General features: G+C 73.5%; 17 protein-coding genes. 9 read left to right on the top strand and 8 right to left on the bottom strand.

Annotated features, from left to right (window positions below):
- The first annotated feature begins 41 nt into the window (after positions 1-41).
- Positions 42-1859 (top strand): phosphatidylglycerol lysyltransferase domain-containing protein, encoded by a 1818-nt coding sequence (locus BM076_RS14735; protein ID WP_093713937.1) that lies wholly within the window; start codon positions 42-44, stop codon positions 1857-1859.
- Between the two features lie 25 nt (positions 1860-1884).
- On the opposite strand, the gene BM076_RS14740 is transcribed toward BM076_RS14735, so the two are convergent.
- On the bottom strand, positions 1885-3111 hold the full coding sequence (locus BM076_RS14740) for an RNA polymerase sigma factor (protein WP_093713938.1): 1227 nt from the start codon (positions 3109-3111) through the stop codon (positions 1885-1887).
- Positions 3112-3265: 154 nt separating this feature from the next.
- A complete protein-coding gene (dnaG, locus tag BM076_RS37495; RefSeq protein WP_093713939.1) occupies positions 3266-6160 on the bottom strand; it encodes a DNA primase in 2895 nt (964 codons plus the stop codon).
- 135 nt (positions 6161-6295) lie between these two features.
- On the opposite strand from dnaG, the gene BM076_RS14750 reads away from it, so the two are divergent.
- Positions 6296-8224, top strand: a complete 1929-nt coding sequence (locus BM076_RS14750) for a glycoside hydrolase family 9 protein (RefSeq protein WP_093713940.1) — start codon at positions 6296-6298, stop codon at positions 8222-8224.
- Positions 8225-8251: 27 nt separating this feature from the next.
- On the opposite strand, the gene BM076_RS14755 is transcribed toward BM076_RS14750, so the two are convergent.
- From BM076_RS14755 to BM076_RS14770, 4 genes are all read right to left on the bottom strand, one after another.
- Positions 8252-8719, bottom strand: coding sequence for a GNAT family N-acetyltransferase (locus BM076_RS14755; RefSeq protein WP_093713941.1), 468 nt, complete (start codon positions 8717-8719; stop codon positions 8252-8254).
- A gap of 62 nt (positions 8720-8781) precedes the next feature.
- A complete protein-coding gene (locus tag BM076_RS14760) occupies positions 8782-10044 on the bottom strand; it encodes an NAD(P)/FAD-dependent oxidoreductase (RefSeq protein ID WP_093713942.1) in 1263 nt (420 codons plus the stop codon).
- A 261-nt stretch (positions 10045-10305) separates the two neighbouring features.
- On the bottom strand, positions 10306-11649 hold the full coding sequence (locus BM076_RS14765; RefSeq protein ID WP_093713943.1) for a deoxyguanosinetriphosphate triphosphohydrolase: 1344 nt from the start codon (positions 11647-11649) through the stop codon (positions 10306-10308).
- A 179-nt stretch (positions 11650-11828) separates the two neighbouring features.
- Entirely contained in the window at positions 11829-12641 is an 813-nt protein-coding gene (locus BM076_RS14770) for a sirohydrochlorin chelatase (RefSeq protein WP_093713944.1), read from the bottom strand.
- A gap of 411 nt (positions 12642-13052) precedes the next feature.
- Here BM076_RS14770 and BM076_RS14775 point away from each other — a divergent pair, with 411 nt between their 5' ends.
- The 4 genes from BM076_RS14775 (at position 13053) to BM076_RS14790 (ending at position 17096) form a co-directional block, all read left to right on the top strand.
- Entirely contained in the window at positions 13053-13685 is a 633-nt protein-coding gene (locus BM076_RS14775) for a SanA/YdcF family protein (RefSeq protein ID WP_245796053.1), read from the top strand.
- A 68-nt stretch (positions 13686-13753) separates the two neighbouring features.
- On the top strand, positions 13754-15910 hold the full coding sequence (locus tag BM076_RS14780) for a molybdopterin oxidoreductase family protein (RefSeq protein WP_093713945.1): 2157 nt from the start codon (positions 13754-13756) through the stop codon (positions 15908-15910).
- Between the two features lie 53 nt (positions 15911-15963).
- Positions 15964-16602 carry a GntR family transcriptional regulator gene (locus tag BM076_RS14785; RefSeq protein WP_245796054.1) on the top strand — a complete coding sequence of 213 codons (639 nt, stop codon included), beginning with the start codon at positions 15964-15966 and terminating at the stop codon, positions 16600-16602.
- Positions 16603-16616: 14 nt separating this feature from the next.
- The gene (locus BM076_RS14790) at positions 16617-17096 is read left to right on the top strand and encodes an OsmC family protein (protein WP_093713947.1); all 480 of its coding nucleotides are present in this window, start codon (positions 16617-16619) and stop codon (positions 17094-17096) included.
- 306 nt (positions 17097-17402) lie between these two features.
- Here BM076_RS14790 and BM076_RS14795 read toward each other — a convergent pair whose 3' ends face one another.
- Both BM076_RS14795 and BM076_RS14800 read right to left on the bottom strand, forming a co-directional pair.
- Positions 17403-18323, bottom strand: a complete 921-nt coding sequence (locus BM076_RS14795; protein ID WP_093713948.1) for a GlxA family transcriptional regulator — start codon at positions 18321-18323, stop codon at positions 17403-17405.
- On the bottom strand, positions 18320-18952 hold the full coding sequence (locus BM076_RS14800) for a cysteine hydrolase family protein (protein WP_093713949.1): 633 nt from the start codon (positions 18950-18952) through the stop codon (positions 18320-18322). The genes BM076_RS14795 and BM076_RS14800 overlap by 4 nt, the downstream gene beginning before the upstream one ends.
- A 206-nt stretch (positions 18953-19158) precedes the next feature.
- Between BM076_RS14800 and BM076_RS14805 the strand changes: the two genes are divergently transcribed.
- From BM076_RS14805 to nirD, 3 genes are all read left to right on the top strand, one after another.
- Positions 19159-20496, top strand: coding sequence for an NAD(P)/FAD-dependent oxidoreductase (locus tag BM076_RS14805; protein WP_093713950.1), 1338 nt, complete (start codon positions 19159-19161; stop codon positions 20494-20496).
- 134 nt (positions 20497-20630) lie between these two features.
- Complete coding sequence (gene nirB / locus BM076_RS14810; protein ID WP_245796068.1) at positions 20631-23192, top strand: nitrite reductase large subunit NirB; 2562 nt, start codon at positions 20631-20633, stop codon at positions 23190-23192.
- The gene (gene nirD, locus BM076_RS14815; protein ID WP_093713951.1) at positions 23189-23539 is read left to right on the top strand and encodes a nitrite reductase small subunit NirD; all 351 of its coding nucleotides are present in this window, start codon (positions 23189-23191) and stop codon (positions 23537-23539) included. The genes nirB and nirD overlap by 4 nt, the downstream gene beginning before the upstream one ends.
- Positions 23540-23569 lie beyond the last annotated feature (30 nt).

The following is a 23569-nucleotide window of genomic DNA, read 5'->3' on the forward strand; positions in this document are numbered from 1 at the left end:
TTGGTAGCCTGTGCCGCCGTACCTCGGGAAGGGCAGAAGTGATGAGCAGCGCCGCCACCGCACCGCCGGGCAGCCGCAGCCGAGGGGCGGAGGCCGCCGCCGCCGCACCACGGGCCGGCCGGGGCACGGACCCGGCGCGCTGCCCGGGCGGCCGGGCGAATCCGCCGCTGGCACGGCGTACGGCGCGGGCGACCATCTGGTACCTGCGGGTGGTCGGTGTCGTCGATCTGCTGTCCGCCGTCTCCCTGACGCTCCGTCAGGAAGTGGCGGAGCACAATTCCGGGGAGCTGTTCACCCCGTTCATGCTCTTCGCCGGCTTCGGCTCGGCCGCGGCGACGCTCTTCATGGCGATGATGCTGGCCCGCCACAAGCGCATGGCCTGGCTGGTGTTCATGGCGCTGTGCGGCGGCTACGCGGCGCTGTCGGTGTGGGGCCTGTGCTACGACGAACTGCGGCAGCACCCGTTCAACTGGGTCTCCACCGCGCTCACCCTGGCCGCGCTGTGCTGCGGCGCGCTCGGCCGCCGCGAATTCCACGGCAAGGGCGACCGCACCAATCCGCAGCTCGCGCTCGCCGTGCTCGGCGTCGGCGCGCTGCTGTCGGTGCTGGTCGGCACCACCTTGGTGACCGCTGTGGGCCCGGACCGGGCGAGCGTCGGCGACCGCGTCTGGTACGTGGGGCTGCGGCTGGCGACGCTGAGCCGCGACTCCGACCTGGAGCCGAATCTGCACATCAGCCGGTGGGTCAGCGCCGGCCTCAATCTGGCGGGCCTGGCCCTGCTGCTCGCCGTCCTCTACGCGCTCTTCCGCTCCCCCCGCGGCCGTGACCTGCAAAGCCGCGACGACGAGGACCGGCTGCGGGAACTGCTGGCGCGGCACGGCGCCCGCGATTCGCTCGGCTACTTCGCGCTGCGCCGCGACAAGTCCGTGATCTTCTCCGCCAGCGGCAAGGCCGCCGTCGCCTACCGCGTGGTCGGCGGGGTCGCGCTGGCCTCCGGCGACCCGATCGGCGACGTCGAGGCATGGCCGGGCGCCATCGACGCCTGGCTGGCCGAGGCCCGCGACCACGCGTGGATCCCCGCGGTGATGGGCGCCAGCGAGGAGGGCGGTACGGTTTACGCCCGGCACGGCCTGGACGCGCTGGAGCTGGGCGACGAGGCGATCGTGGAGACGGACGAGTTCACGCTCGACGGCCGGGCGATGCGCGGGGTGCGGCAGGCGTACAACCGGGTGCGCCGCGCCGGTTACACCACCCGGATCCGGCGGCACCGCGACATCCCCGCCGACGCGATGGCGCAGCTGCTGGAGCGCGCCGACCACTGGCGGGACGGCGCCACCGAGCGCGGCTTCTCGATGGCGCTCGGCAGGCTCGGCGACCCGGCCGACGGCGACTGCGTGATGATCGAATGCCTGGACGCCGACGGCGAGTTGAAGGCGCTGCTGAGCTTTGTGCCGTGGGGGCCGAAGGGGCTGTCGCTGGACCTGATGCGGCGCGACCGGGACAGCGAGAACGGGCTGGTCGAGTTCATGGTGCTCGATCTGATCGAGCGGGCCGCCGAGGTCGGGGTGGAGCGGGTGTCGCTGAACTTCGCGATGTTCCGGTCGGTGTTCGAGGACGGCGCGCGGCTGGGCGCCGGGCCCGTACTGCGCCTGTGGCGGTCCGCGCTGATGTTCTTCTCGCGCTGGTGGCAGCTGGAGTCCCTCTACCGGGCCAACGCGAAATACCGGCCCATCTGGGAGCCGCGTTTCCTGCTCTTCGCCAAGAGCGCGCATCTGCCGCGGATCGGGCTGGCCAGCGCGCGGGCCGAGGGGTTCGTGGTGGCGCCGCGCCCGCTGGCCCGGCTGCGCAGGGACGGCTGACTGCTCCCCGCCGCGCGAGGGGGCCTCAGTCGAGATAGCCGCGGAGCTGGTCCGCGAAGGCGTGGTCGCGCAGCTTGTTGAGGGTCTTGGACTCGATCTGCCGGATGCGTTCGCGCGTCACACCGAAGATCCGGCCGATCTCCTCCAGGGTGCGCGGGCGGCCGTCGTCCAGGCCGTAGCGCAGCTGGACGACCTTGCGTTCGCGCTCGCCGAGCGTGGACAGCACCGCCTCCAGGTGCTCGCGCAGCAGCAGGAAGGCCGCGGACTCCACGGGCGAAGCGGCGTCGCCGTCCTCGATGAGGTCGCCGAGCGCGACGTCCTCCTCCTCGCCGACCGGCGCGTGCAGCGACACCGGTTCCTGGGCGAGCCGCAGCACCTCGCTGACCCGTTCCTCGGACAGTTCGAGATGCGCGGCGACCTCCTCGGTGCTCGGCTCGTAGCCGCGTTCCTGGAGCAGCCGCCGCTGCACCCGCACCACCCGGTTGATCAGCTCCACCACGTGCACCGGCACCCGAATGGTGCGGGCCTGGTCGGCCAGCGCCCGGGACATCGCCTGCCGGATCCACCAGGTCGCGTAGGTGGAGAATTTGTAGCCGCGCGCGTAGTCGAACTTCTCCACCGCGCGGATCAGCCCGAGATTGCCCTCCTGGACCAGGTCGAGCATGGTCAGGCCGCGGCCGACGTACCGCTTGGCGACCGAGACGACCAGCCGCAGATTCGCCTCGATCAGCCGGCGTTTGGCCATCCGGCCGAGCACCACGAGCCGGTCCAGGTCCACGGCGAGCTGCGAGTCCAGGTCAGGGGAGGCGCCGAGCTTCTCCTCGGCGAAGAGCCCGGCCTCCACACGGCGGGCCAGCTCCACCTCCTCCGCCGCCGTGAGCAGCGGGATCCGCCCGATCTCGCGCAGATACTGCCGGAAGAGGTCCGCGGAGGGACCGGCGGCCTCCTCGCGCAGCGGGCGTACGGGCTCGGGGTCCTCGTCGTCCCGCTCGTCGGTGACGGGCCCGTCGGTGACCCGTCCGTCGGTGACCGGACCCTCGGCGGCCGGGCGCTGCTCCGGCACCCGCGGGCCCGCGACATCGCCCGGCGGTTCCGCCTGGGGCTCCATCGCCACCACCTCGGCCACGGTCGGGAGAATCGGGATCTGGGACTGCGTCTGGCTCTGGATCTGGGTCTGCACGGGTGAGACCTCCGGAGTGAGCGCGTCGTCGGGCTCGCAGCGCGCTGCCTGACCGGCTCTGGGCGCCGTCACCCAGTGTGGCCCACGACGCGGCCCCGCTACGAGGGTCGTGCGGCCCCTTTTTCACACCACGTCACCGGACACGTCCGCGCGGTGACGCAAGGCATATGCCGGGGCCGCGCCCGACAGGCCGGGCACACGTACCGTCGTGCGCCTCCGTACGGCCCTACAGCCCGGCCGCGCCCATCTCGCGCAGCCGCTGCCCGTACTGCTGGAGTGCCCACAACTCGCTCAGCGAGGCGGTGACTTCGGGTGAGTCCTGCGGGACACCCTGCGCGGCGAAACGCGCCTGCGCAGCATGCACCTGGGCCACCCGCCGCTCCACCGCGTTCATCCGGACCCGGACCAGCACCTCGCCCGCGTAGAACTCCGGCGACTTGTGCATCACCGGCTCGACGGCCAGTTCGGTGACCATCATCCGTACGGTGTCGTCGGGCGCCGCGTCCCTGACCCGGACCAGATAGTCGCTCTCGGCGGCCTCGACCCCGCCGGCCTCGGCGATCACCCGGCGCACGGCGGCGTACGGCGGTCCGGTGAACTCGTCCTCGCCGTACGCGTCGAAGGCCGGGGAGACCAGCTTCGGGTACTGGAGGGCGAGCTTGAGCAGTTCGCGCTCCACACGGTGGGCGGGGCTGCGCAGGTCCAGGCGGGGGCCGCGCGGCGCGTTCTGCGCCGGGACCTGTCCGCGCTGGTCCTGGCCGCCGCCGTACCCGCCGCCCGGTCCCCCCTGACCGCCCTGACGGCCGTACTGCGGGCGGCTGGTCGTACTGCCGCCGCCGGCCGCGCGCGCCCTGGCCATCGCCCGCACCCGGCGGATGATCGACTGCTCCTCCGACTGCGTGGCCATGCCCGCCATGCCGACCAGCCGGATCGCGTAACGGTCGCGCAGCGCCTGGTTCTTGATCGCGGCAACCACCGGGACCGCCGCGTCCACGGCCGCGACCCGGCCCTCGTCGGTGTCCAGGTTGTAGCGGGCCACGATGGAGCGCAGCGCGAAGGCGAACAGCGGGGTACGCCCGTCGATCAGCCGCTGCACCGCCGCGTCGCCCTCGGCCAGCCGCAGTTCGCACGGGTCCATACCGCCTGGCGTGATCGCGATCGACGTCTCGGCGGCGAATTTCTGGTCGTCCTCGAACGCCCGCAGCGCGGCCTTCTGGCCCGCCTCGTCACCGTCGAAGGTGAAGACCACCTCGGCCGTCGCATTGTCCATCAGCAGCCGGCGCAGGATCTTGATGTGGTCGCCGCCGAAGGAGGTGCCGCAGGTCGCGATCGCCGTGGTGATCCCGGCGAGATGGCAGGCCATCACATCGGTGTAGCCCTCGACGACCACCGCCCGGCCGGTCCTGGCGATCTCCTTCTTGGCCAGGTCGATGCCGTACAGCACCTGGGACTTCTTGTAGAGCGGCGTCTCCGAGGTGTTCAGATACTTCGGCCCCTGGTCGTCCTCGCGCAGCTTGCGCGCGCCGAAGCCGATCACCTCGCCGGTGATGTCCCGGATCGGCCAGATCAGCCGCCCCCGGAACCGGTCGATCGCGCCGCCCCTGCGGCTCTCCGACGCCAGCCCGGCGGTGATCAGCTCCTTGTCCGAGAAGCCCTTCCCGCGCAGGAACCGCACCAGGTGGTCCCACCCGGCGGGCGCGTACCCGACTCCGAAGTGCTCGGCCGCCGCCTGGTCGAAGCCCCGCTCGGCCAGGAACTTCCGCCCGATCTCCGCCTCGGCGCTCCCCAACTGCTCCGCGTAGAACTGCGCGGCCACCTTGTGCGCCTCGACCAGCCGGATCCGCTCGCCCTGCTGCCGCCCGGGGACATGGCTGCCCTCCTCGTACCGCAGCGTGATCCCGGCCTGCCCGGCCAGCCGCTCGACGGCCTCGGTGAAGGACAGATGGTCGACCTTCATGACGAACGCCAGGGTGTCCCCGCCCTCGCCGCAGCCGAAGCAGTTTCCGGTGAGGATGTTGTCCTCGAGGACGAACGCCGCCCCCTGCTCGACTGTGGCGCAGAAGACTTCTTCGACCCGGTCGGTCTCCTCCACCGACTTGACCGTCCAGCCCCGGCGTACGAATTCCTTGGCGCAGTCGTTGTAACGCTTCCGGTGGTCGGAATTGAGGAAGAACGCCTCGGTCAGGTCCTCGTGCACGAAATGGATCCGGAACAGCGAACTGGGTTCACGACCCGGGAAGCCTTCACGCACCTGCTCGGTGACGCCGTAGGTGCCGATGCCCAGGCGGGTCGCCAGGGCCCTGACGTATTCGAGCGTCTCGCGCTTCGCGCAGCTCAGGCTGACCGTGCCGTCCTTCGCCACATGCCCGTCCGCAGCCACGTATCCGGCCAGCCAGCCGTACAGATACGGCACCGACTCGTCGAGCGGCGGAAGGCTCTTGAAGAATTTCGGCAGATGATGGACGACGATCTGATCCGGGTTCTCCACGATCGTGCTGTTCGGAAACCACTTGAGCAGTTCGGTGTCCTTGACGGGGTCGAGCTGCGCCATCGAACCCGTGCCGTTGAGTGTGCCGTCGCCGAACGTGATGCCGTGAGCGATGCCGAAGGGTGACGGCGTCGTCTGCTGGACCCGCGATCCCGGGAAGACATACGCGAGGCGGTGTTCCGGCCGCAGCTCCTCGGTCGTGACCTCACGGAGGTTGTAGCGGTCCTTGCCCGCACGCACGAACCAGCGGTGACCGGCCGTCGCGAAGATCTCCTTGCGCTGGCCGTTCCTGCCGAGGGTGATCTTCCGAAGCTGCTGGACGCCGAACGACCGGAACGGCGCCTCGTACCAGTTGCCGCTGCGGGTCAGGATCCGATGCGTACCGCCCGCCAGCTCACGGATCTCCTTGACGCCGTCCCAGGTCAGAACCCGGGTCTCACCCGCCAAGCAGTGGTAGAGGCCCTTGGAGGGGCTGACCTGGAAGGAGGGGGACTTTTCGTCGTGGAAGGGGCACAGGCCCTTGAGATTGCCGCCGCCGGCGTTCTTGAGCTGGAGGTACTCGGAGACGACGGCGTCGATCGGGACCGCGTCCCGTACCGCCTTCACGTCTTCGTCCCTGATCCTGCCCGCCACCCGCGCAAGTCTACGGCGCTGGTGGGACAGTGCGGCGCCGGGAGCGGTGCGTGGCACGGCTCTTGACCGGAGCGGGGGTGAGGACTACGTTCGCCGATCGTTAGGAACCTTTCCTATTGTGGGGGACGCCGCCGTATGTCCGAACTTCGCAGAAGGCCGTTCCGCCGCTGGGCCACCGCCGCGGGCACGGCGGTCACCGCGACCGCCGTTCTGGCCGCGCTGTCGCTGGCGGGCGGCGCGGACACCGCGCAGGCCGCGGCGGGCGGCGAGATCCGGGTCAATCAGGTCGGGTACCCGGGCGGCGCCGCCAAGGAGGCGTTCCTGCTGGTGAAGGCGCCGGTGGCGAAGGCGTCGTGGAAGCTGGTGGACGGCCGCGGCCGGGCCGTGGCGCACGGCACCACCGGGGCGAGCCTCGGCCGGTGGAACAGCGCCTATCCGGCGGTCTACGCGATCGACTTCAGCACGGTCCGCAGGAGCGGCAGCTACCGGCTGGTGGCCGGCGGCGCGGCGAACGCCTCCTCCCCCACCTTCACCATCGGCTCCGCGAAGAGTGTCTACGGCGGGCCCGCGGCCGACGCGACCGCCTTCTTCCAGGCCCAGCGCGACGGCGCCCGGACGGTCCCCGGGCAGCTGCACCGCAAGCCGTCGCACCTCAACGACGCGCACGCGACCGTCTACGCGTGGCCGTCCTTCACCGACCCCGACGGCGACACGATCAAGGCCGCGCCGAAGAAGATCGCCGGGGCCGGCCCGGTGGACGTCTCCGGCGGCTGGTTCGACGCGGGCGACTATCTGAAGTTCACCGAGACCACCTCCTACGCGGTCGCCGCGCTCCAGATCGCCGCCCGGGACACCGGCGCCGGCCCGTCCTCGGCGGTCGGCCGCGAGGCCCGGCACGGTCTGGACTGGCTGGACAGGATGTGGGACGAGAAGACGAAGACGCTGTACATCCAGGTCGGCCTGGGGTCAGGTACGGACAGCGGCAGCGTCGTCGGCGACCACGATGTGTGGCGGCTGCCGGAGAAGGACGACAAGGACGCCGCGCACCCCTTCCTGAAGAACCGCCCGGTCTTCCGGGCGGGCGTGCCCGGCTCGAAGCTCAGCCCCAATCAGGCGGGCCGGCTCGCCGCCGACTTCGCGCTCGCCGCGCAGCGCTACGCCGCCGTCTCCCCCGCGAAGGCGCGCGCGTACCTGAGCACGGCCGCGCAGATCTACACCCTGGCCGACCCCCGCCCCGGCACGCTCGTCACGACGGTGCCGTACGGCTACTACCCGGAGACCAGCTGGCAGGACGACATGGCCTTCGGCGGCGCCGAACTGGCGCTCGCCGCGCAGCGGCTGCACGACCCGCGCGGCACGGACTGGCTGAAGCAGGCGGCGACTTGGGCCAAGGGCCACCAGAGCGAGGACGGCGCCGACACGCTCAACATGTACGACACCAGCGCGCTCGCCGACCTCGATCTGGCACGCGCGGTCCGGGCGGCGGGAAATCCGCGCGGCCTGGCGGTCGGGTACGACGGTCTGATCGGCTATGTGAAGGGGCAGTTGGCGACGGGCGAGAAGCGGGCGAAGGCCGACCCCTTCCACGCGGGCGCGGTCTACGACGACTTCGACGCGGACTCGCACACGATGGGCCTGGCCGCCACCGCCCGGCTCTACCGCGCGGTGACCGGCGACCGTACGTACGACCGCTTCGCGGCGGGCCAACTGGGCTGGCTGCTCGGCGCGAACGCCTGGGGCACGTCCTTCATGGTCGGCGAGGGGCACACCTTCCCGACGTGCACGGCCGGGGAGTTGGGCAATCTGGCGGGCAGCCTCGACGGTTCGCGTCCGCTGGAGGTCGGTGCGATCGTCAACGGGCCCAATGGCGCCGGGCAGTTCAGCGACGGGCTCGGCGACTACCTGGGCGGCATGCGGCCGTGCCCGCCCGACGGCACCGACGCGTACGCCGCCTTCGACGGTCGCGGCAGCCAGTACGTGGACGACGTGCGATCCTGGCAGAGTTCGGAACCCGCCCTGGACATGGACGCGTCGGGGCTGCTGGCCTTCTTCCTGTCGAAGTGAGACGTCAGGATCGCGAAGGGGTCCCGTTCACCGGGCGAGATCCTTGGTGACGAACACGTAGTGCGGGCCGATCGGTTCGATGACGAATTCCTCGCCGACGGCGGTGAAGCCGAAGTGCTCGTAGAAACCGGCCGCCGACGTACGGCCGTTGCACCACGCCAGGACCGCGCCGCGGGCCGCCGCCTCGCGCAGCCCCGCGCTCAGCGCCGCGGCGCCGAAGCCCTGGCCGCGGGCCTCGGGCGCGCTGGCCATGCCGCGGAAGCGGTACGCGACCGGCGCTCCGGCCCCCTCCTCACCGGGCAGCGCCTGCGGGAAGAAGGTCGCGCAGCCGCGTACGGCACCGGCCCCGTCGTACGCGGCGATGTGGAAGGTCCCCTCGCGCGAGTCCTCCGGATAGACGGCGGACTCGCGCGGCTGACCGTCCCGCAGCACCGCCCACCGCAGGGCGAAGATCTCCTCGACGGGCACGGCGGCGACACGGGCGACGGCGGTCATACGGGGGCTTCCTCCCGGGTGCGGCTGGCTGCGGCGGGCTGCGACCGGGAGAAAGCTCCTGGTCAGTCCAGGAACGAGGTTAGCGGCACCGTCGGGTCGGACAGCCGCTCGGGGTCGACGGGGCGGCCGGAGCGGATGAGCTGCTGGATCGGGTCGGTGACGTCCCACACATTGACGTTCATCCCGGCCAGCACCTTCCCCTCGCTCAGCCAGAAGGCGATGAACTGCCGCTTGCCCACGTCCCCGCGGCACACCACCTGGTCGTAGGAGCCGGGCGCCGCGTGCCCGGAGAATTCCATGCCCAGGTCGTACTGGTCGGAGAAGAAGTACGGGACGCGGTCGTACGACACCGGGCGGCCGAGCATCGCGCGGGCCGCGGCGGGGCCGCCGTTGAGCGCGTTCGCCCAGTGCTCGACGCGCAGCCTGGTGCCGAGCAGCGGGTGCTCGGCCGCGGCGACGTCGCCCGCGGCGAAGATGTCGGGGTCGGAAGTGCGCAGCGAGGCGTCCACGGCGATGCCGCCGCCGTCGGCCGGGTCGACCAGGTCGAGTCCGGCGATCTCGGCGAGCGCGGTGCGCGGGGCCGCGCCGATCGCGGCGAGCACGTCGTGCGCCGGGTGCTCCTCGCCGTCGTCGGTCTGCACCGCCAGCACCATGCCGTCCTGGCCGGTGATCTCGGTGAGCCGGGCGCCGAAGTGGAAGCGGACGCCGTGCTCGGCGTGCAGATCGGTGAAGACGGCGCCCAGTTCCGGGCCGAGCACCGTGTGCAGCGGGGTGGGCGCGGGCTCCACGACGGTGACCTCGGCGCCGTAGCCGCGGGCCGCCGCGGCGACCTCCAGGCCGATCCAGCCAGCGCCGGCCACCACCAGGTGGCCGTTCTCCCGGCCGAGGCTGGTCAGGACGTGCTTGAGCCGGTCCGCGTGCGCGAGCCGGCGCAGGTGGTGCACCCCGGCCAGCTCCGTACCGGGGATGTCCAGGCGGCGCGGCTCGGAGCCGGTGGCCAGCAGCAGCTTGTCGTAGACCAGCGCCGTGCCGTCGCCCAGCCGTACGGTCTTGGCGGCCGGGTCCAGGTGCACGACGGGCTGGCCGAGGTGGAGTTCGATGTCGTGCTCCGCGTACCAGGCGGTGGGCTGCACGAAGACCGAGTCCCGCTCGTCGCCGCCGGTCAGATAGCCCTTGGACAGCGGCGGACGTTCGTAGGGGTGGTCGCGCTCGTCACCGATCAGTATCACCCTGCCGGTGAAACCCTCGGCGCGGAGCGTCTCGGCGGCCTTGGCGCCGGCGAGCCCTGCTCCGACGATCACGAAGGTTTCGTGTGCGTCCACCACGGTGGCCCTCCAGCGGGTCGGTGAGGTGCGCGTGCCGCTCTTGTGCGTGCTGCGCTTGTGCGTACATACGAGCGTCCCGCACGTCAGGGCCGTCCGGAAGAGCGCCGCGCCGTTCCTTCACCGGCTCCTTCCTCCACCCGTACGGCATCCGGCCATATGCCGGAGGGGTATCCAGCGGTACCGGACGGGGCATATGGGGCAACGCCGGGGTGGCCGCCGGGTGGTCGTCGGGCCGGCGGCGCCCCGTCGGCACGCGCGCCGTCACGCGCCGCGCGCGTGCAGCCGGGCGTGCAGGGCGGTGGCCGCCGCGTCGGTGAGGGAGGCGATCTGGTCGACCACGGCGCGGCGCCTGGCGCGGTCGTCGAGCGCCGCGTCGAAGATCCCGCGGAACTGCGGGTCGAGGCCCTCGGGGGCGCGCTCCAGCAGCCGTTGCGCCAGCTCGCCGATCACCACGCGCTGCTCGGCGCGCCGCCTGGCCTGCGCGGCGCGCTGCATCACGTACCGGTCGGCGACCGCCTTGAGCACGGCGCATTCCAGGCGCTGTTCGCGCGGCACGACCAGTTCGGCGCGATAGCGGGTGAGGCGGCCCGTGCCGTACCGCTCGCGGGTGGCGTTCTCCGCCGCCAGGCAGAAGCGGCCGATCAGCTGCGAGGTGGCGTCCTTGAGGCGGGCCTGCGCGAGCCCGGAACCGTCGTAGCCGTGCGGCCACCAGGGCTGGCCGAGCAGCCGGTCGAGCGCGGCGGACAGTTCGGCCGGATCGGTGCCGGGCGGCGCGTAACGGGTGGCGGCGCAGCCGAACACCTCGGCGCGCTCGGGCGCCGACCGCAGCGCGCCGGGGTCGATGTGCCCGGCCTGGAGGCCGTCCTCCAGGTCGTGCACCGAATACGCGACGTCGTCGGACCAGTCCATGACCTGCGCCTCGAAGCACCGCCGGTCGTCGGGCGCGCCCTGCCGCAGCCAGCCGAAGACCGGCAGGTCGTCCTCGTAGGCGCCGAATTTCGGGCTGTCGGGCGCGCCGGGGTGACCGCCGCGCGGCCAGGGGTATTTGGTGGCCGCGTCGAGGGCCGCGCGGGTGAGATTGAGGCCGACGCTGACGGGCGCCGGGCCGCCGGCCGGGTCGGGAACGAATTTCTTCGGCTCGATCCGGGTCAGCAGCCGCAGGCTCTGCGCATTGCCCTCGAAACCGCCGCAGTCCTCGGCGAATTCGGCCAGCACCAGTTCGCCGTTGTGCCCGAAGGGCGGGTGGCCGAGGTCGTGCGCCAGGCAGGCGGTCTCCACCAGGTCCGGGTCGCAGCCGAGCGCCGCGCCCAGTTCCCGGCCGACCTGCGCGCACTCCAGCGAGTGCGTCAGCCGGGTGCGCGGGCTGGTGTCGACCGCCGCCGCGCTGTTCACCCCCGGGTCGACGACCTGCGTCTTCCCGGCCAGTCTGCGCAGCGCGGCCGAGTGCAGCACCCGCGCCCGGTCGCGCTGGAAGGCCGTACGCCCGGGCCGCTTGTCCGGCTCCGGCACGTACCGCTCCATGTCGGCCTCGCTGTACGGCCCGTACCGCTCGTACGGTCCCAGGTGCGCGGTGGCCGCGCGCGGCGACCGGTCGTTCCCGTCCATACCTGCGACGGTAACCGGCCGCGGTGACGGACGGCGTACGCCGGGGTGTCGGGCGGGGCCGCCGGGAGGGCCGGGCGTCGTCGCCGGGGTGGGTCGTCGCGGGACTTCGCGCGGCGTCGGGCGGCGTCGGGCGGCGTCGCGGGGGCGGGACTTCGCGGGCCGTCGCTGGGGGACGTGTGTCAGACGAGCACGGTGCGGTGCCGGGGCGCGGGCGGGCGCAGGGTGACGCCGGGCCGCAGTGCCTCGTCGTAGCGGTGCAGGACGAGGCGGGCCATCGCCTCGTGCGCGCCGAGCGGGGCGGCGGCGATCCAGGGAGCGGCGGCCGCGGTCTGCGCGGCGAAGCGGCCGGGCGCGGTGAAGTACGAGGCGACCGCGATCCGCCGGTGGCCGCGGGCGCGCAGCGCGGCGACGGCGTCCGCGACGGTCGGCGCGGCGGCCGAGGCGTACGCGGGCAGCACCGGCACCCCGCCGAGCCGGGCGGTGAGCAGCGCGGCCGTACGGGCGGTGCCGGCGGCCGAGTCCGGGTCGCGGGAGCCGGCGGCGGCCAGGACGACGGCGGAGCCGGTCCGGGTGTCGTGGCCGGTGGGTCCGGGGGCGGTGTGTCCGGGGGCGGGCCAGCCGGCTTCGGTCAGGCGGGCGTGCAGGGCCGTGGCCAGCAGCGGGTGCGGGCCGAGCGGGGCGGCGATCAGGCCGCGCAGGTGCGGGGCCGCGGCCAGCGCGTCCGGCAGGTCCACTTTGACGTGGTGGCCGCGGCCGAGCAGCAGCGGTACGAGGACGGCCGCGCCGCGCAGCCGTGCGAGGGTCTCCTCCAGCAGCGGTTCGTTCAGCTCGATGTGGCCGAGCCGTACGTCCAGGCCGGGACGGCGGGCCCGGACGCGCGCCAGCAGTTCCCGTACGGTCCGCAGCGCGCGCGGGTCGCGGCTGCCGTGCGCGACGGCCACCAGCGTGGGGGCGGCGCCGGCCTTCGGCAGTGCGGCGCGGTGAGGTGTCATGCCGCGATCCTGCGGGCCCGAGTTTGCCCGGTCATTGCGCGAACATAACAGCCGGTTTCGACCGGCTCACGTCGGTGCGGCAGAGGTGTGAGGGGTCCGGCGCCGGGGCGGTCGCGGGACCGGTCCCTGCGGCGGTCGCGGAGGCGGTCGCGGGGTGCTCAGGGGGCGTTGTCAGTGGGGGGTCCTAGTGTGGTTCACGCGCAACCGAACGGGGGCGTCCGGCGTCGGTCCCGTTGGGGAAGCGGGATCGACGCCGGGCGTGGGCAAGGGGGGCAGGGGGTGGACGAGGTGACGGCCGCGGAGGGTACGGCGGGGGCGGACGGTACGGCGGGGGGCCAGGGCTGGAGGGCGCGATTCCGGGGGCGGGTGCGGCCGCGGCTGCCGCGGACCCGGCGGGGGTGGCGCCGCCTCGTGCGGTGGACGGTGGTGGTGTGCGTGCTGGCGCTGCTGCCCGCGACCTGGCTGAAGCTGGCCGGGGACGGGCGGGTGCGCGGCCTGGCCGACGTGCCGCGCGAGCCGGTGGCCGTGGTGTTCGGCGCCGGGCTGTGGGACGGCAAGCCGTCGCCGTATCTCGCGCACCGCCTCGACGCGGCGGCGACGCTGTACCGGACGGGCCGGATCCGCGTGGTGCTGGTGACCGGCGACAACAGCCGTACGTCGTACGACGAACCGAGTGCGATGCGCACCTATCTCACCGCCCACGGCGTCCCCTCCGACAAGGTCGTCCTGGACTACGCCGGCTTCGACACCTGGGATTCGTGCAGCCGTGCCAAGCGGATCTTCGGTGTGGACCACGCGGTCCTGGTCAGCCAGGGCTTCCACATACGCAGGGCCCTGGCGCTCTGCTCGGCCGCCGGGATCGACGCGTACGGCGTGGCCGTCGACGAGCCGCACGACGCGACCTGGTACGCGGGCGGCGTCCGGGAGCTGCTGGCGGCGGACAAGGCCGCGGTGGACGCGGTGCTGCGCCCCGACCCGCACTTCCTCGGGCCGCACGAGAACGGGGTGGCGCGCGCCCTCACAGCGCATGACGTGCCGCGCTGAGGCGGGTGTGCCCGGGGCGTAACGGGCGCGGGCGGCGGGGGGAAACACCGTCCGCGCAGGCTGGGCGGATGAGCACTCCGCCGGCCGCGCCCGCGGCCCCGCAATCCGGTCCCGGCGCCCCGGCCCTCGTCGCTCCGCCGGACGCCGGGGTCGACACGCACTGCCCGTACTGCGCGTTGCAGTGCGGGATGACGCTTCGGCCGGGTTCCGGCGGTCCCGAGGTGGTGGAGCGGCCGGCCTTCCCGGTGAACCGGGGCGCGCTGTGCGGCAAGGGCCGTACCTCCGCCGAGGTGCTGTCGTCCGCGGTACGGCTGACCGGGCCGCTGGTGCGCGGCGCCGACGGCGAACTGGTCCCGGCGGGCTGGGAGGAGGCGCTGGACCGGGTCGCGGCGGGGCTGCTGCGGGTGCGGGCGGCGCACGGCCGGGACGCGGTCGGGGTGTTCGGTGGCGGCGGGCTGACCAACGAGAAGGCGTACGCGCTGGGCAAGTTCGCCCGGGTGGTGCTGCGGACGTCGCAGATCGACTACAACGGCCGCTTCTGCATGTCGTCGGCGGCGGTGGCGCACCAACGGGCGTTCGGCCTGGACCGCGGGCTGCCCTTCCCGCTGGCGGACATCGGCGCGACCGGCTGCGTGATCCTGGTCGGCTCCAATCTCGCCGACACGATGCCGCCCGCCCTGCGCTATTTCGCCGAGCTGAAGCGGAACGGCGGCACGCTGATCGTGGTCGACCCGCGCCGCACCAGGACCGCCGAGCAGGCGGACCTGCACCTCCAGCCGCGCCCCGGCACGGACCTGGCGCTGGCGCTCGGCCTGCTGCACCTCGTGGTCGCCGAGGGCCGGGTCGACGCGGACTTCGTCGCCGCGCGGACCACCGGCTGGGAGCGGACGCTGCCCGGGGTGATGGCGCACTGGCCCGAGCTGGTGGAGCGGATCACAGGGGTGCCGGTGCCCCGACTGCGGCGCGCCGTCGCGCTGTTCTGCGACGCGCCGGAGTCGATGGTGCTGACCGCGCGCGGCCCCGAGCAGCAGGCCAAGGGCACCGACACGGTCAGCGCCTGGATCAATCTGTGCCTGGCGACCGGCCGGGCCGGCCGCCCGCTGTCCGGTTACAGCTGCCTGACCGGGCAGGGCAACGGGCAGGGCGGGCGCGAGCACGGCCAGAAGGCGGACCAGCTCCCCGGCTACCGCAAGCTCGACGACCCGGCGGCCCGCGCGCATGTCGCCGCCGTGTGGGGCGTCGACCCCGACGACCTGCCGGGACCCGGGCCCAGCGCGTACGAACTGCTCGACGCGCTCGGCCGGGACGTGCGCGCGCTGCTGCTCATGGGGTCCAACCCGGTGGTGTCCGCGCCGCGCGCCCGGCATGTCGCGCAGCGGATCGCCGCGCTGGACTTCCTCGCGGTGTGCGATGTGGTGCTCTCCGAGACGGCGGCGCTCGCCGATGTGGTGCTGCCGGTGACGCAGTGGGCGGAGGAGACCGGCACCACGACCAATCTGGAGGGCAGGGTGATCCTGCGCCGCAAGGCCGTCGACCCGCCGCCGGGCGTACGGACCGACCTGGAGGTGCTGGGCGCGCTCGCCGAACGGCTCGGTCACGACAAGGGTTTCCCCGCCGACCCGGAGGAGGTCTTCGACGAGCTGCGGCGGGCCTCGGCCGGCGGGCCCGCGGACTACTCGGGCATCAGTTACGCGCGGATCGCGGCGGAGGACGGCGTCTTCTGGCCGTGCCCGCGGGACGCCGCCGAGCGCACGCCGGACGGTGCGCCGGCGGGCACCCCGCGGCTGTTCCTCGACCGGTTCGCCACGCCGGACGGCCGGGCCCGCTTCACCCCAGTCCAGCACCGGCCCGCGGCCGAGGAGCCGACGCCGGACTTCCCGTACTACCTGACGACCGGGCGGGTGCTCTCGCAGTACCAGTCGGGGGCGCAGACCCGGCGGGTGCGGGAGCTGAACGAGGCCGCGCCCGGCCCCTTCGTGCAGCTCCATCCGCGGCTCGCGGACCGGCTCGGGGTCGCCGACGGCGAGCCGCTCGCGGTGACCAGCAGGCGCGGCCGGGCGGTCGCCCCGGCCCGGGTCTCCCCCGCGATCCGGCCGGACACCGTCTTCATGCCGTTCCACTGGCCGGGCGAGGGCAGCGCCAACACGCTGACCAATCCGGCGCTGGATCCGGCGTCGCGGATGCCGGAGTTCAAGGTGTGCGCGGTGCGGGTGGAGAAGGCGTAGAACCTCTTCTGCATGCATTGCATGCAATGCATGCAGAAGCTAGGGTCGGCCGTGTGCAGCAGACCGACACCGCCCGCGCGCGGCTGCGTGACCTGATCCTCGACGGCGCCTACGCGCCCGGCGAGCGCCTCACCGAGACCGAGGTGGCGCTGTCGCTGGCGATGAGCAGGACCCCGGTCCGCGAGGCGTTCCGGGCGCTGGTCGCCGACGGCCTGGTGCACTCCGCCGGGCGCGGCGTCCGCGTCGTCGCCCTCGACGCCGAGGCGCTGCGCCACGCCTACCAGGTGCGCGCCGCCCTGGAGGCGCTCACCGCCGAACTGGCCGCCGTACGCCAGGCCGAGGGCCGCATCGCCCCGGCCGACCTCGCCGAACTGGTCCGCGACGCCGACCGTACGGAAGTGGCCACGCTCGCCGGGCGGCTGACCGAGGCGGTCGGCCACAACCGCCGCTTCCACCGGCGGATCGCCGAACTCGCCGCCAATCCGGTGGCGTTGGCCTCCCTCGACCGGCTGTGGGACCAGATCCTCGTCTCCACCCGCGCCTCGCTCGACCCGCCGCACCGGCCCGCCCAGGTCAACGCCCAGCACCGCGAGCTGCTCGCCGCCGTCACCGAGGGCCGCGCCCGCGACGCCGCCGAGGCCGCCCGCCGCCACGTACTCGACACCTGCGACGCCCGTGCCCGCGCCCGCTGAAAGGACCCCGCGTCATGCCGTCCGCCCGTAAGCACGTCTACGAGACCCGGGTCGTCTGGACCGGCAACCGCGGCACCGGCACCGCCTCGTACCGCGACTACGCCCGCACCCACGACGTCACCGCCGACGGCCCGCCGCCCCTCGCGGGCTCCGCCGACCGCGCCTTCCGCGGCGACCGCGACCGGTGGAACCCCGAGCAGTTGCTCCTCGCGGCGCTCTCCCAGTGCCACATGCTCTCCTACCTCCATGTGTGCGCCGTCAACGGTGTCGTCGTCACCGCCTACACCGACCGCGCCACCGGCACGATGGAAGAGACCGCCGGCGGCGCCGGCCACTTCACGGAGGTCACCCTCCACCCGGCCGTGGAGGTCGCCTCCCCCACCATGACCGCGGCGGCCAACGCCCTCCACGAAGAGGCCCAGCGCCTCTGCTTCATCGCGAACTCGGTCAACTTCCCGGTCCACCACGAGCCGACGGCCACCACCGGGGGTTAGTCGGCGTCCGCGTCCGCCGCGTGGGCGGTCGACACCCCGGGGTGCCCGTCCCGCGGAGTGCGGCGTCTTCTCGCCCGACGGCGAGCGAGGTCTTTCAGGGGCGCGGGGAACTGCGCGCTCAGCCCGCGCGCGCCTTCAGACGAAAAACCGCCCCCAGCGGGGCAGACGCTGTTGTTCTTGCGACCACCGGGCCGGTGGGGGCGGGCCGCGCAGTTCCCCGCGCCCCTAAAAGACCTGACTCACCGCACTCCGCAGGAGACATCACGCACCCCCGACAGGGGATCACGCACCGCACTCCGCAGGAGATCAGGCACCCACTTTCGTGGCGCGAGCGCGGAGGCGACGGAGCATGCGGGGGTCGGCGAAGCCGACGGCGTGGGCGGCGGCTTCGACGGTGGCACCGTGGGAGAGGAGGTGTTCGGCGCGTTCGAGCCGCAGCTCGTGCTGGTAGCGAAGGGGCGTGAGACCCGTGGAAGCGGTGAAGCGCCGGGTGAGGGTGCGCTCGCTGAGACCGGTGGCGGCGGCGAGTTCGGCGAGCGCGAGGTGGGAGGTGAAGCGGGCGTCGATGAGGTCCTGGACGCGGTGCACCGCGTCACTGAGGTGCGCCCGGTGCCGCAGCATGGCGCTGGCCTGCCGCTCGTCCCCGTTGCGCCGCGCGTACACCACCATCTGCCGGGCGACGCGCGCGGCGGCGCCCGGCCCGTGCCGGACGGCGAGCAGATGGAGGGCGAGGTCGATGCCGCTGGCGATCCCCGCGGAGCTGACGACGCGGTCGTCGACGACGTAGAGGACGTCCCGGACGACGGTGGCCAGCGGATAGTCGCGGGCGAGTTCGTCCTGCACGTCGTGGTGGGTGGTGCAGCGCCGCCCGTCGAGGAGGCCGGCCCGGCCGAGGGCGTCCGCGCCGGCGCAGACGCTGGCGACGGTGCCGCCGCCGGCGTGGTGGGCGCGCAGCCACTCCAGCGTGCCGGGCCCGAGCGCCCCGTTGGCCCGCAGCGTCGGCGAGCGCCAGCCGGGGACGACGATCAGGTCGTCGGCGGACAACGCCGGCAGTACGGTGCCCGCGCGCAGCGCGAGTCCCTGCGCGGTCGGGATGTCCTCCTGCTCGGCGACGTACGCCGACTCGTACCCGAGGCCGTGGTCGGCGGCCGTGGAGAACACCTGCGCGGGCCCGGCGAGGTCGAGCAGATGCAGATTCGGCACGAGCAGGAAGACGACCCGGGTCACGATCCGGTCAGCTCCTTGACGGTGGTGACGGCGGCGAAGCGACCCGCGAGAGCGTACTCGGTGCGCGTGATGATGTCGGCCGGGAGCAGGGTGCGCGGGTCGGCGAGGATCTCGGCGAGCGGGCGCCCGGCGGGCGCGTCAGGGTGGCCGATCGGCTCGGTGGCGGTCGCGTCGGTGACGAAAGTGACGTCGTAGCCGAGGTCGGAGGCGAGCCGGGTGGTGGTCTCCACGCACTGCTCGGTGCGGATGCCGCAGGTGATCAGCGAGCGGATGCCGCGTTCGGTGAGGATCTGCTGGAGGTTGGTGGTGGTGAAGGCGTTGTGCGCGGTCTTGGTGAGCAACGGTTCGCCGTCGGCGCGGGTCAGTCCGTCGATCAGCCGGACGTGGCCGCTCGCCGGGTCGAAGACCGTGCCGGAGCCGGGTTCGGTGTGCAGCACCCAGATCACCAGGTGGCCCCGCTCGCGCGCGTGGTCGACGAGTTCGCCGACGCGTACGGCGACCTCGGGGTCGGAGGCGGCCTGCCATGTCTCGCGCTGCCGGAAGGACTCCTGGACGTCGATGACGACCAGCGCGCTGGCGGATTCGGGCTTCGTGTTCCCTGACGTGTTTCCTGACGTGTTCTCGGTCATGATCCGATCGTGCCGCGCCCCGGGGTGCCGCCGGTAGGCCCGATCGTGCCCCGATGCGGAACGATCCGGTCACCCCGCATGGCTGCCGTGCGGATACGGCGGCGGCCCGGACTCACAGCGCGCGGCCGCACCGGATGAGGCCGGTGTTCCCGAGGGATAATGGCGGGGATGCGGGCGGGAAACAGCGGTCGCCCACGATTGCGGCCATGGACGACGGCATGCGCATCGTGGTGATCGGCGGCGGGATGGCGGGGACCCGGCTCGCCCAGCAGCTCGCGCCGTACCGTACCGCGCCCGGCCTGACGGTCACGGTCGTCGGCGAGGAGCGGCACCCGCCGTACAACAGGGTGCTGCTCGCGGAGGTGCTCGCCGGCCGGTACGCGCCCGCCATGATCACCCTGCCGGGCGCGGGCGGCACGGACAGCGGCGGTGACGGCGGTACGGGCGCGCCCCGGCGGGCGGTCCGGCTGGACCGTGCCGACCGGCTGGTGGTGTGCGACGACGGTACGGCCCTGCCGTACGACCGGCTGGTGCTGGCGACCGGCTCCAACCCCGTACTGCCGCCGCTGCGCGGCCTGTTCGAGGAGGGGTCGGACGAACTCCCGCTCGGCGCGCACTGTTTCCGCACCATGGACGACTGCCTGGCGCTCGCCTCGGCCGCCGGCCACGGCACGCGTGTGGTGGTGGTCGGCGGCGGGCTGCTGGGGGTGTCGGCGGCGCAGGCGCTGGCCGCGCGCGGCGCCCGGGTGGTCCTCGCCCAGCAGGGCGAGCACCTGATGGAACGTCATCTGGACGGTACGGCAGCGGCGTTGCTGCGCGGCCACCTGGAGGCGCAGGGCGTGGAGGTGCACATCGAGTGCCGGGCGCGCGGCCTGCTCACCCAGCGGATGCCCGACGGCCGCCGCGCCGTGCGGTCGGTCGAACTGTCCGACGGCTACTGCCTCGGCGCCGAACTCGTCGTCCTGGCCTGCGGGGTGCGGCCCCGCGTCGGCCTCGCGCAGGCGGCCGGGATCGACGTCGCCAAGGGTGTCGTCGTGGACGACCGGCTGCGCACCTCCGACCCGGCCGTGCACGCGATCGGCGACTGCGCGCAGCACGACGGCGTGCTCTACGGTCTGGCGGGCGCGGCCCACGACCAGGCCGACGTCCTGGCGCGGGTCCTCGCCCAGGAGGCGGGCGGCGCCGCGACCGCGTCCGACGCCCCCCGCTACACCGGCACCCGCGCGCTCACCCGCCTCACCCTCACGCCAGGAACCGGCACCGGATCCGCGAGAGACACCGGCACCTCTTCCCCTGACGTCCCGCCGCTGGACGTCGCCGCCTTCGGCGACCCGGTGCCGGGCCCGGGCGACGACGTGCTGCGCCTGACCGACGCCACCCGCGGCGCGTACCGGAAGGTCGTGGTGCGCGGGGACCGGCTGGTCGGCGGGATCCTGCTGGGCGATCTGGCCGCCGTCGGCACGGTCGCCGGGGTCTGGGAGGGCGACGAGCCGCTGCCCTCCGCCCCACTGCTCCATCTGCTCACCGACGACGGAGGTTACTGACCATGGCCGCGAACCCAGGCATGGCCGCGCCGACCGGGACCGAGGCCGAGGCTGGGACCGAAGCCGAAGCCGAAGCCGAAGCCGTGGCCGGGGCCGCCTCGGCGAGGAGGACGATCGTGCTGGTCGGCCACGGGATGGTGGGCCAGCACTTCCTCGAAGCGCTGGCCGACCGCGGGGTGACCGCGCGGGACAGGGTGGTGGTGTTCTGCGAGGAGCCCCGCCCGGCGTACGACCGCGTCCACCTCACCTCGTACTTCTCCGAGGGCCGGACGCCGGAGCAGCTGTCCATGGTCGAGGACGGTTTCATGGCGCGGCACGGCGTCGAGCTGCACGTCGGCGACCCGGCGGTGGCCGTGGACCGCGACGCCCGTACGGTGACGGCCCGTTCGGGTCTGACCGTCGGGTACGACACGCTCGTGCTGGCCACCGGCTCCTACCCGTTCGTGCCGCCGGTGGACGGCAAGGACGCCGAGGGCTGCTTCGTCTACCGCACGATCGAGGACCTGCTCGCCATCGAGGCGTACGCGCGGCGGCCGGAGACGGTGACCGGCGCTGTGGTCGGCGGCGGGCTGCTCGGCCTGGAGGCGGCGGGCGCGCTCAAGGGCCTCGGACTCGACACGCACGTCGTGGAGTTCGCGCCCCGGCTGATGCCGGTGCAGGTGGACGACGGCGGCGGCGAGGCGCTGCGGCGTACGGTCGAGGGCCTCGGTGTGACGGTGCACACCGGCGTCGGCACCCAGCGGATCGACAGCGACACGGCCGGGCGCGTCAGCTCCATGGCGCTGTCGGACGGTTCCGCGCTCGGCGCCCAACTGGTCGTGTTCTCCGCGGGAGTCCGGCCGCGCGACGACCTGGCGCGTGCCTGCGGGCTGCCGGTCGGCGAGCGCGGCGGCATCGTGGTGGACGGACGCTGCCGTACGGCGGACGCGGCGGTGTTCGCGATCGGCGAGTGCGCGCTGGCCGCGGACGGCCGGGTGTACGGACTGGTCGCGCCGGGCAACGAGATGGCCGAGACCGCGGCGCGCACCATCGCCGGCGGCGCCGATTCCGAGGGCGAGCAGGGCGCGTTCACCGGCGCCGACCTGTCGACGAAGCTGAAGCTGCTGGGCGTGGACGTGGCGAGCTTCGGCGACGCGCACGGCGCCGCCGACGGCTGCCTGGACGTGCTCTACTCCGACTCGCGTTCCGGCGTCTACCGCAAGCTGGTGATGGGCGCGGACGGCACCCTGCTCGGCGGCATCCTGGTCGGCGACGCGGAGTCGTACGGCATCCTGCGCCCGCTGACCGGCTCGGTGCCGCCGGTCGCGGCCGAGCACCTGGTGCTGCCGGCGGGGGCGGGCGCGCCCGTCCAGATGGGCCCGGGCGCGCTGCCCGACGAGGCGGTGATCTGCAGTTGCCACAATGTGACGAAGGGCCGGATCAGGGGCGCGGTCACCGAGCACTCCTGCACCAGCGTGCCCGAGGTCAAGAAGTGCACCAAGGCCGGTACGGGCTGCGGCAGTTGCGAGAAGGTGCTGGGCCGGCTCGTCGACGCCGAGCTGGAGGCGAACGGCGTCGCCGTCGACAAGGGCCTGTGCCGCTGCTTCGCGCACACCCGCGCCGAGCTGTACGAGATCGTGCTCGCGCTGCGCATCGGCTCCTACCGCGAACTGCTGGACGGGCACGGCCGCGAGGACGCGCGCGGCGGCGAGGGCTGCGAGGTCTGCAAGCCGGCCGTCGCCTCGATCCTGGCCTCGCTCGCGACCGCCATCGGCGCGTCCGTGCACGTCCTGGACGGTGAACAGGCCGCGCTCCAGGACACCAACGACCGCTTCCTGGCCAACATGCAGAAGAACGGCTCCTATTCGGTCGTGCCGCGCATCCCGGGCGGCGAGATCACCCCGGAGAAGCTGATCGTGATCGGCGAGGTGGCTCGCGACTTCGGCCTCTACACCAAGATCACCGGCGGTCAGCGGATCGACCTGTTCGGCGCCCGCGTCGAGCAACTGCCGCTGATCTGGTCCCGGTTGGTGGACGCCGGCTTCGAGTCCGGGCACGCCTACGGCAAGGCGCTGCGCACGGTGAAGTCCTGCGTCGGGCAGACCTGGTGCCGTTTCGGTGTGCGGGACAGCGTCCGGATGGCCATCGACCTCGAGCTGCGCTACCGGGGGCTGCGGGCGCCGCACAAGCTCAAGTCGGCGGTGTCCGGCTGCGCGCGGGAGTGTGCGGAGGCACAGAGCAAGGACTTCGGGGTGATCGCCACCGCGAGCGGCTGGAATCTGTACGTGGGCGGCAACGGCGGCGCGACCCCGCGCCACGCCGACCTGCTCGCGAAGGACCTCTCGGACGCCGAACTGGTCCGGCTCATCGACCGCTTCCTGATGTTCTACGTGCGCACCGCCGACCGCCTGGAGCGCACCAGCGTGTGGCTGGAGCGGATCGAGGGCGGCCTGGACCATGTGCGGGACGTGGTGGTGCGCGACTCGCTGGGGATCTGCGACTCGCTGGAGGAGCTGATGGCCGCGCATGTCGCGGGCTACCGCGACGAGTGGGCCGACACCCTCGACGACCCGGAGCGTCTGCGGCGGTTCGTGTCCTTCGTCAACGCGCCGGACGTGCCGGACCCGACGGTCCGCTTCGTGCCCGAGCGCGGTCAGATCAAGCCGGAACCGGCCGCCACGACGCTGGTGGCCCTGTCAGAGACGGTGACCGTATGACCATCGAGATCACAGAGACCGTGACCATGGTGCGGATCGCGACGGGCTCCGGCTGGCTGCCGGTGTGCTCCTCGGGACTGGTGGAGCCGGGCCGCGCGGTGGTCGCGCTGCTGCCGGACGGCGCGCAGGCCGCGGTCTTCCGGGTCCGCGGCGGGGCGCTGCACGCCATCGGCAATGTCGACCCCTTCACCGGGGCCGGGGTGCTCGCGCACGGGCTGACCGGCGCGGTGGACGGCCGCCCGTACGTGGCGTCGCCGCTGCTCAAGCAGCGGTTCGACCTGGCGAGCGGGCGGTGCCTCGACGACGACGCGGTGGCGGTGCCGGTGTACGAGGTCGTCGAGAGGTGACCGCCCGCTCGCACGGGCCGTGCGGGGTGG

Origin of the sequence: Actinacidiphila alni (assembly GCF_900112845.1) — a bacterium.
Lineage (GTDB): Bacteria > Actinomycetota > Actinomycetes > Streptomycetales > Streptomycetaceae > Actinacidiphila > Actinacidiphila alni.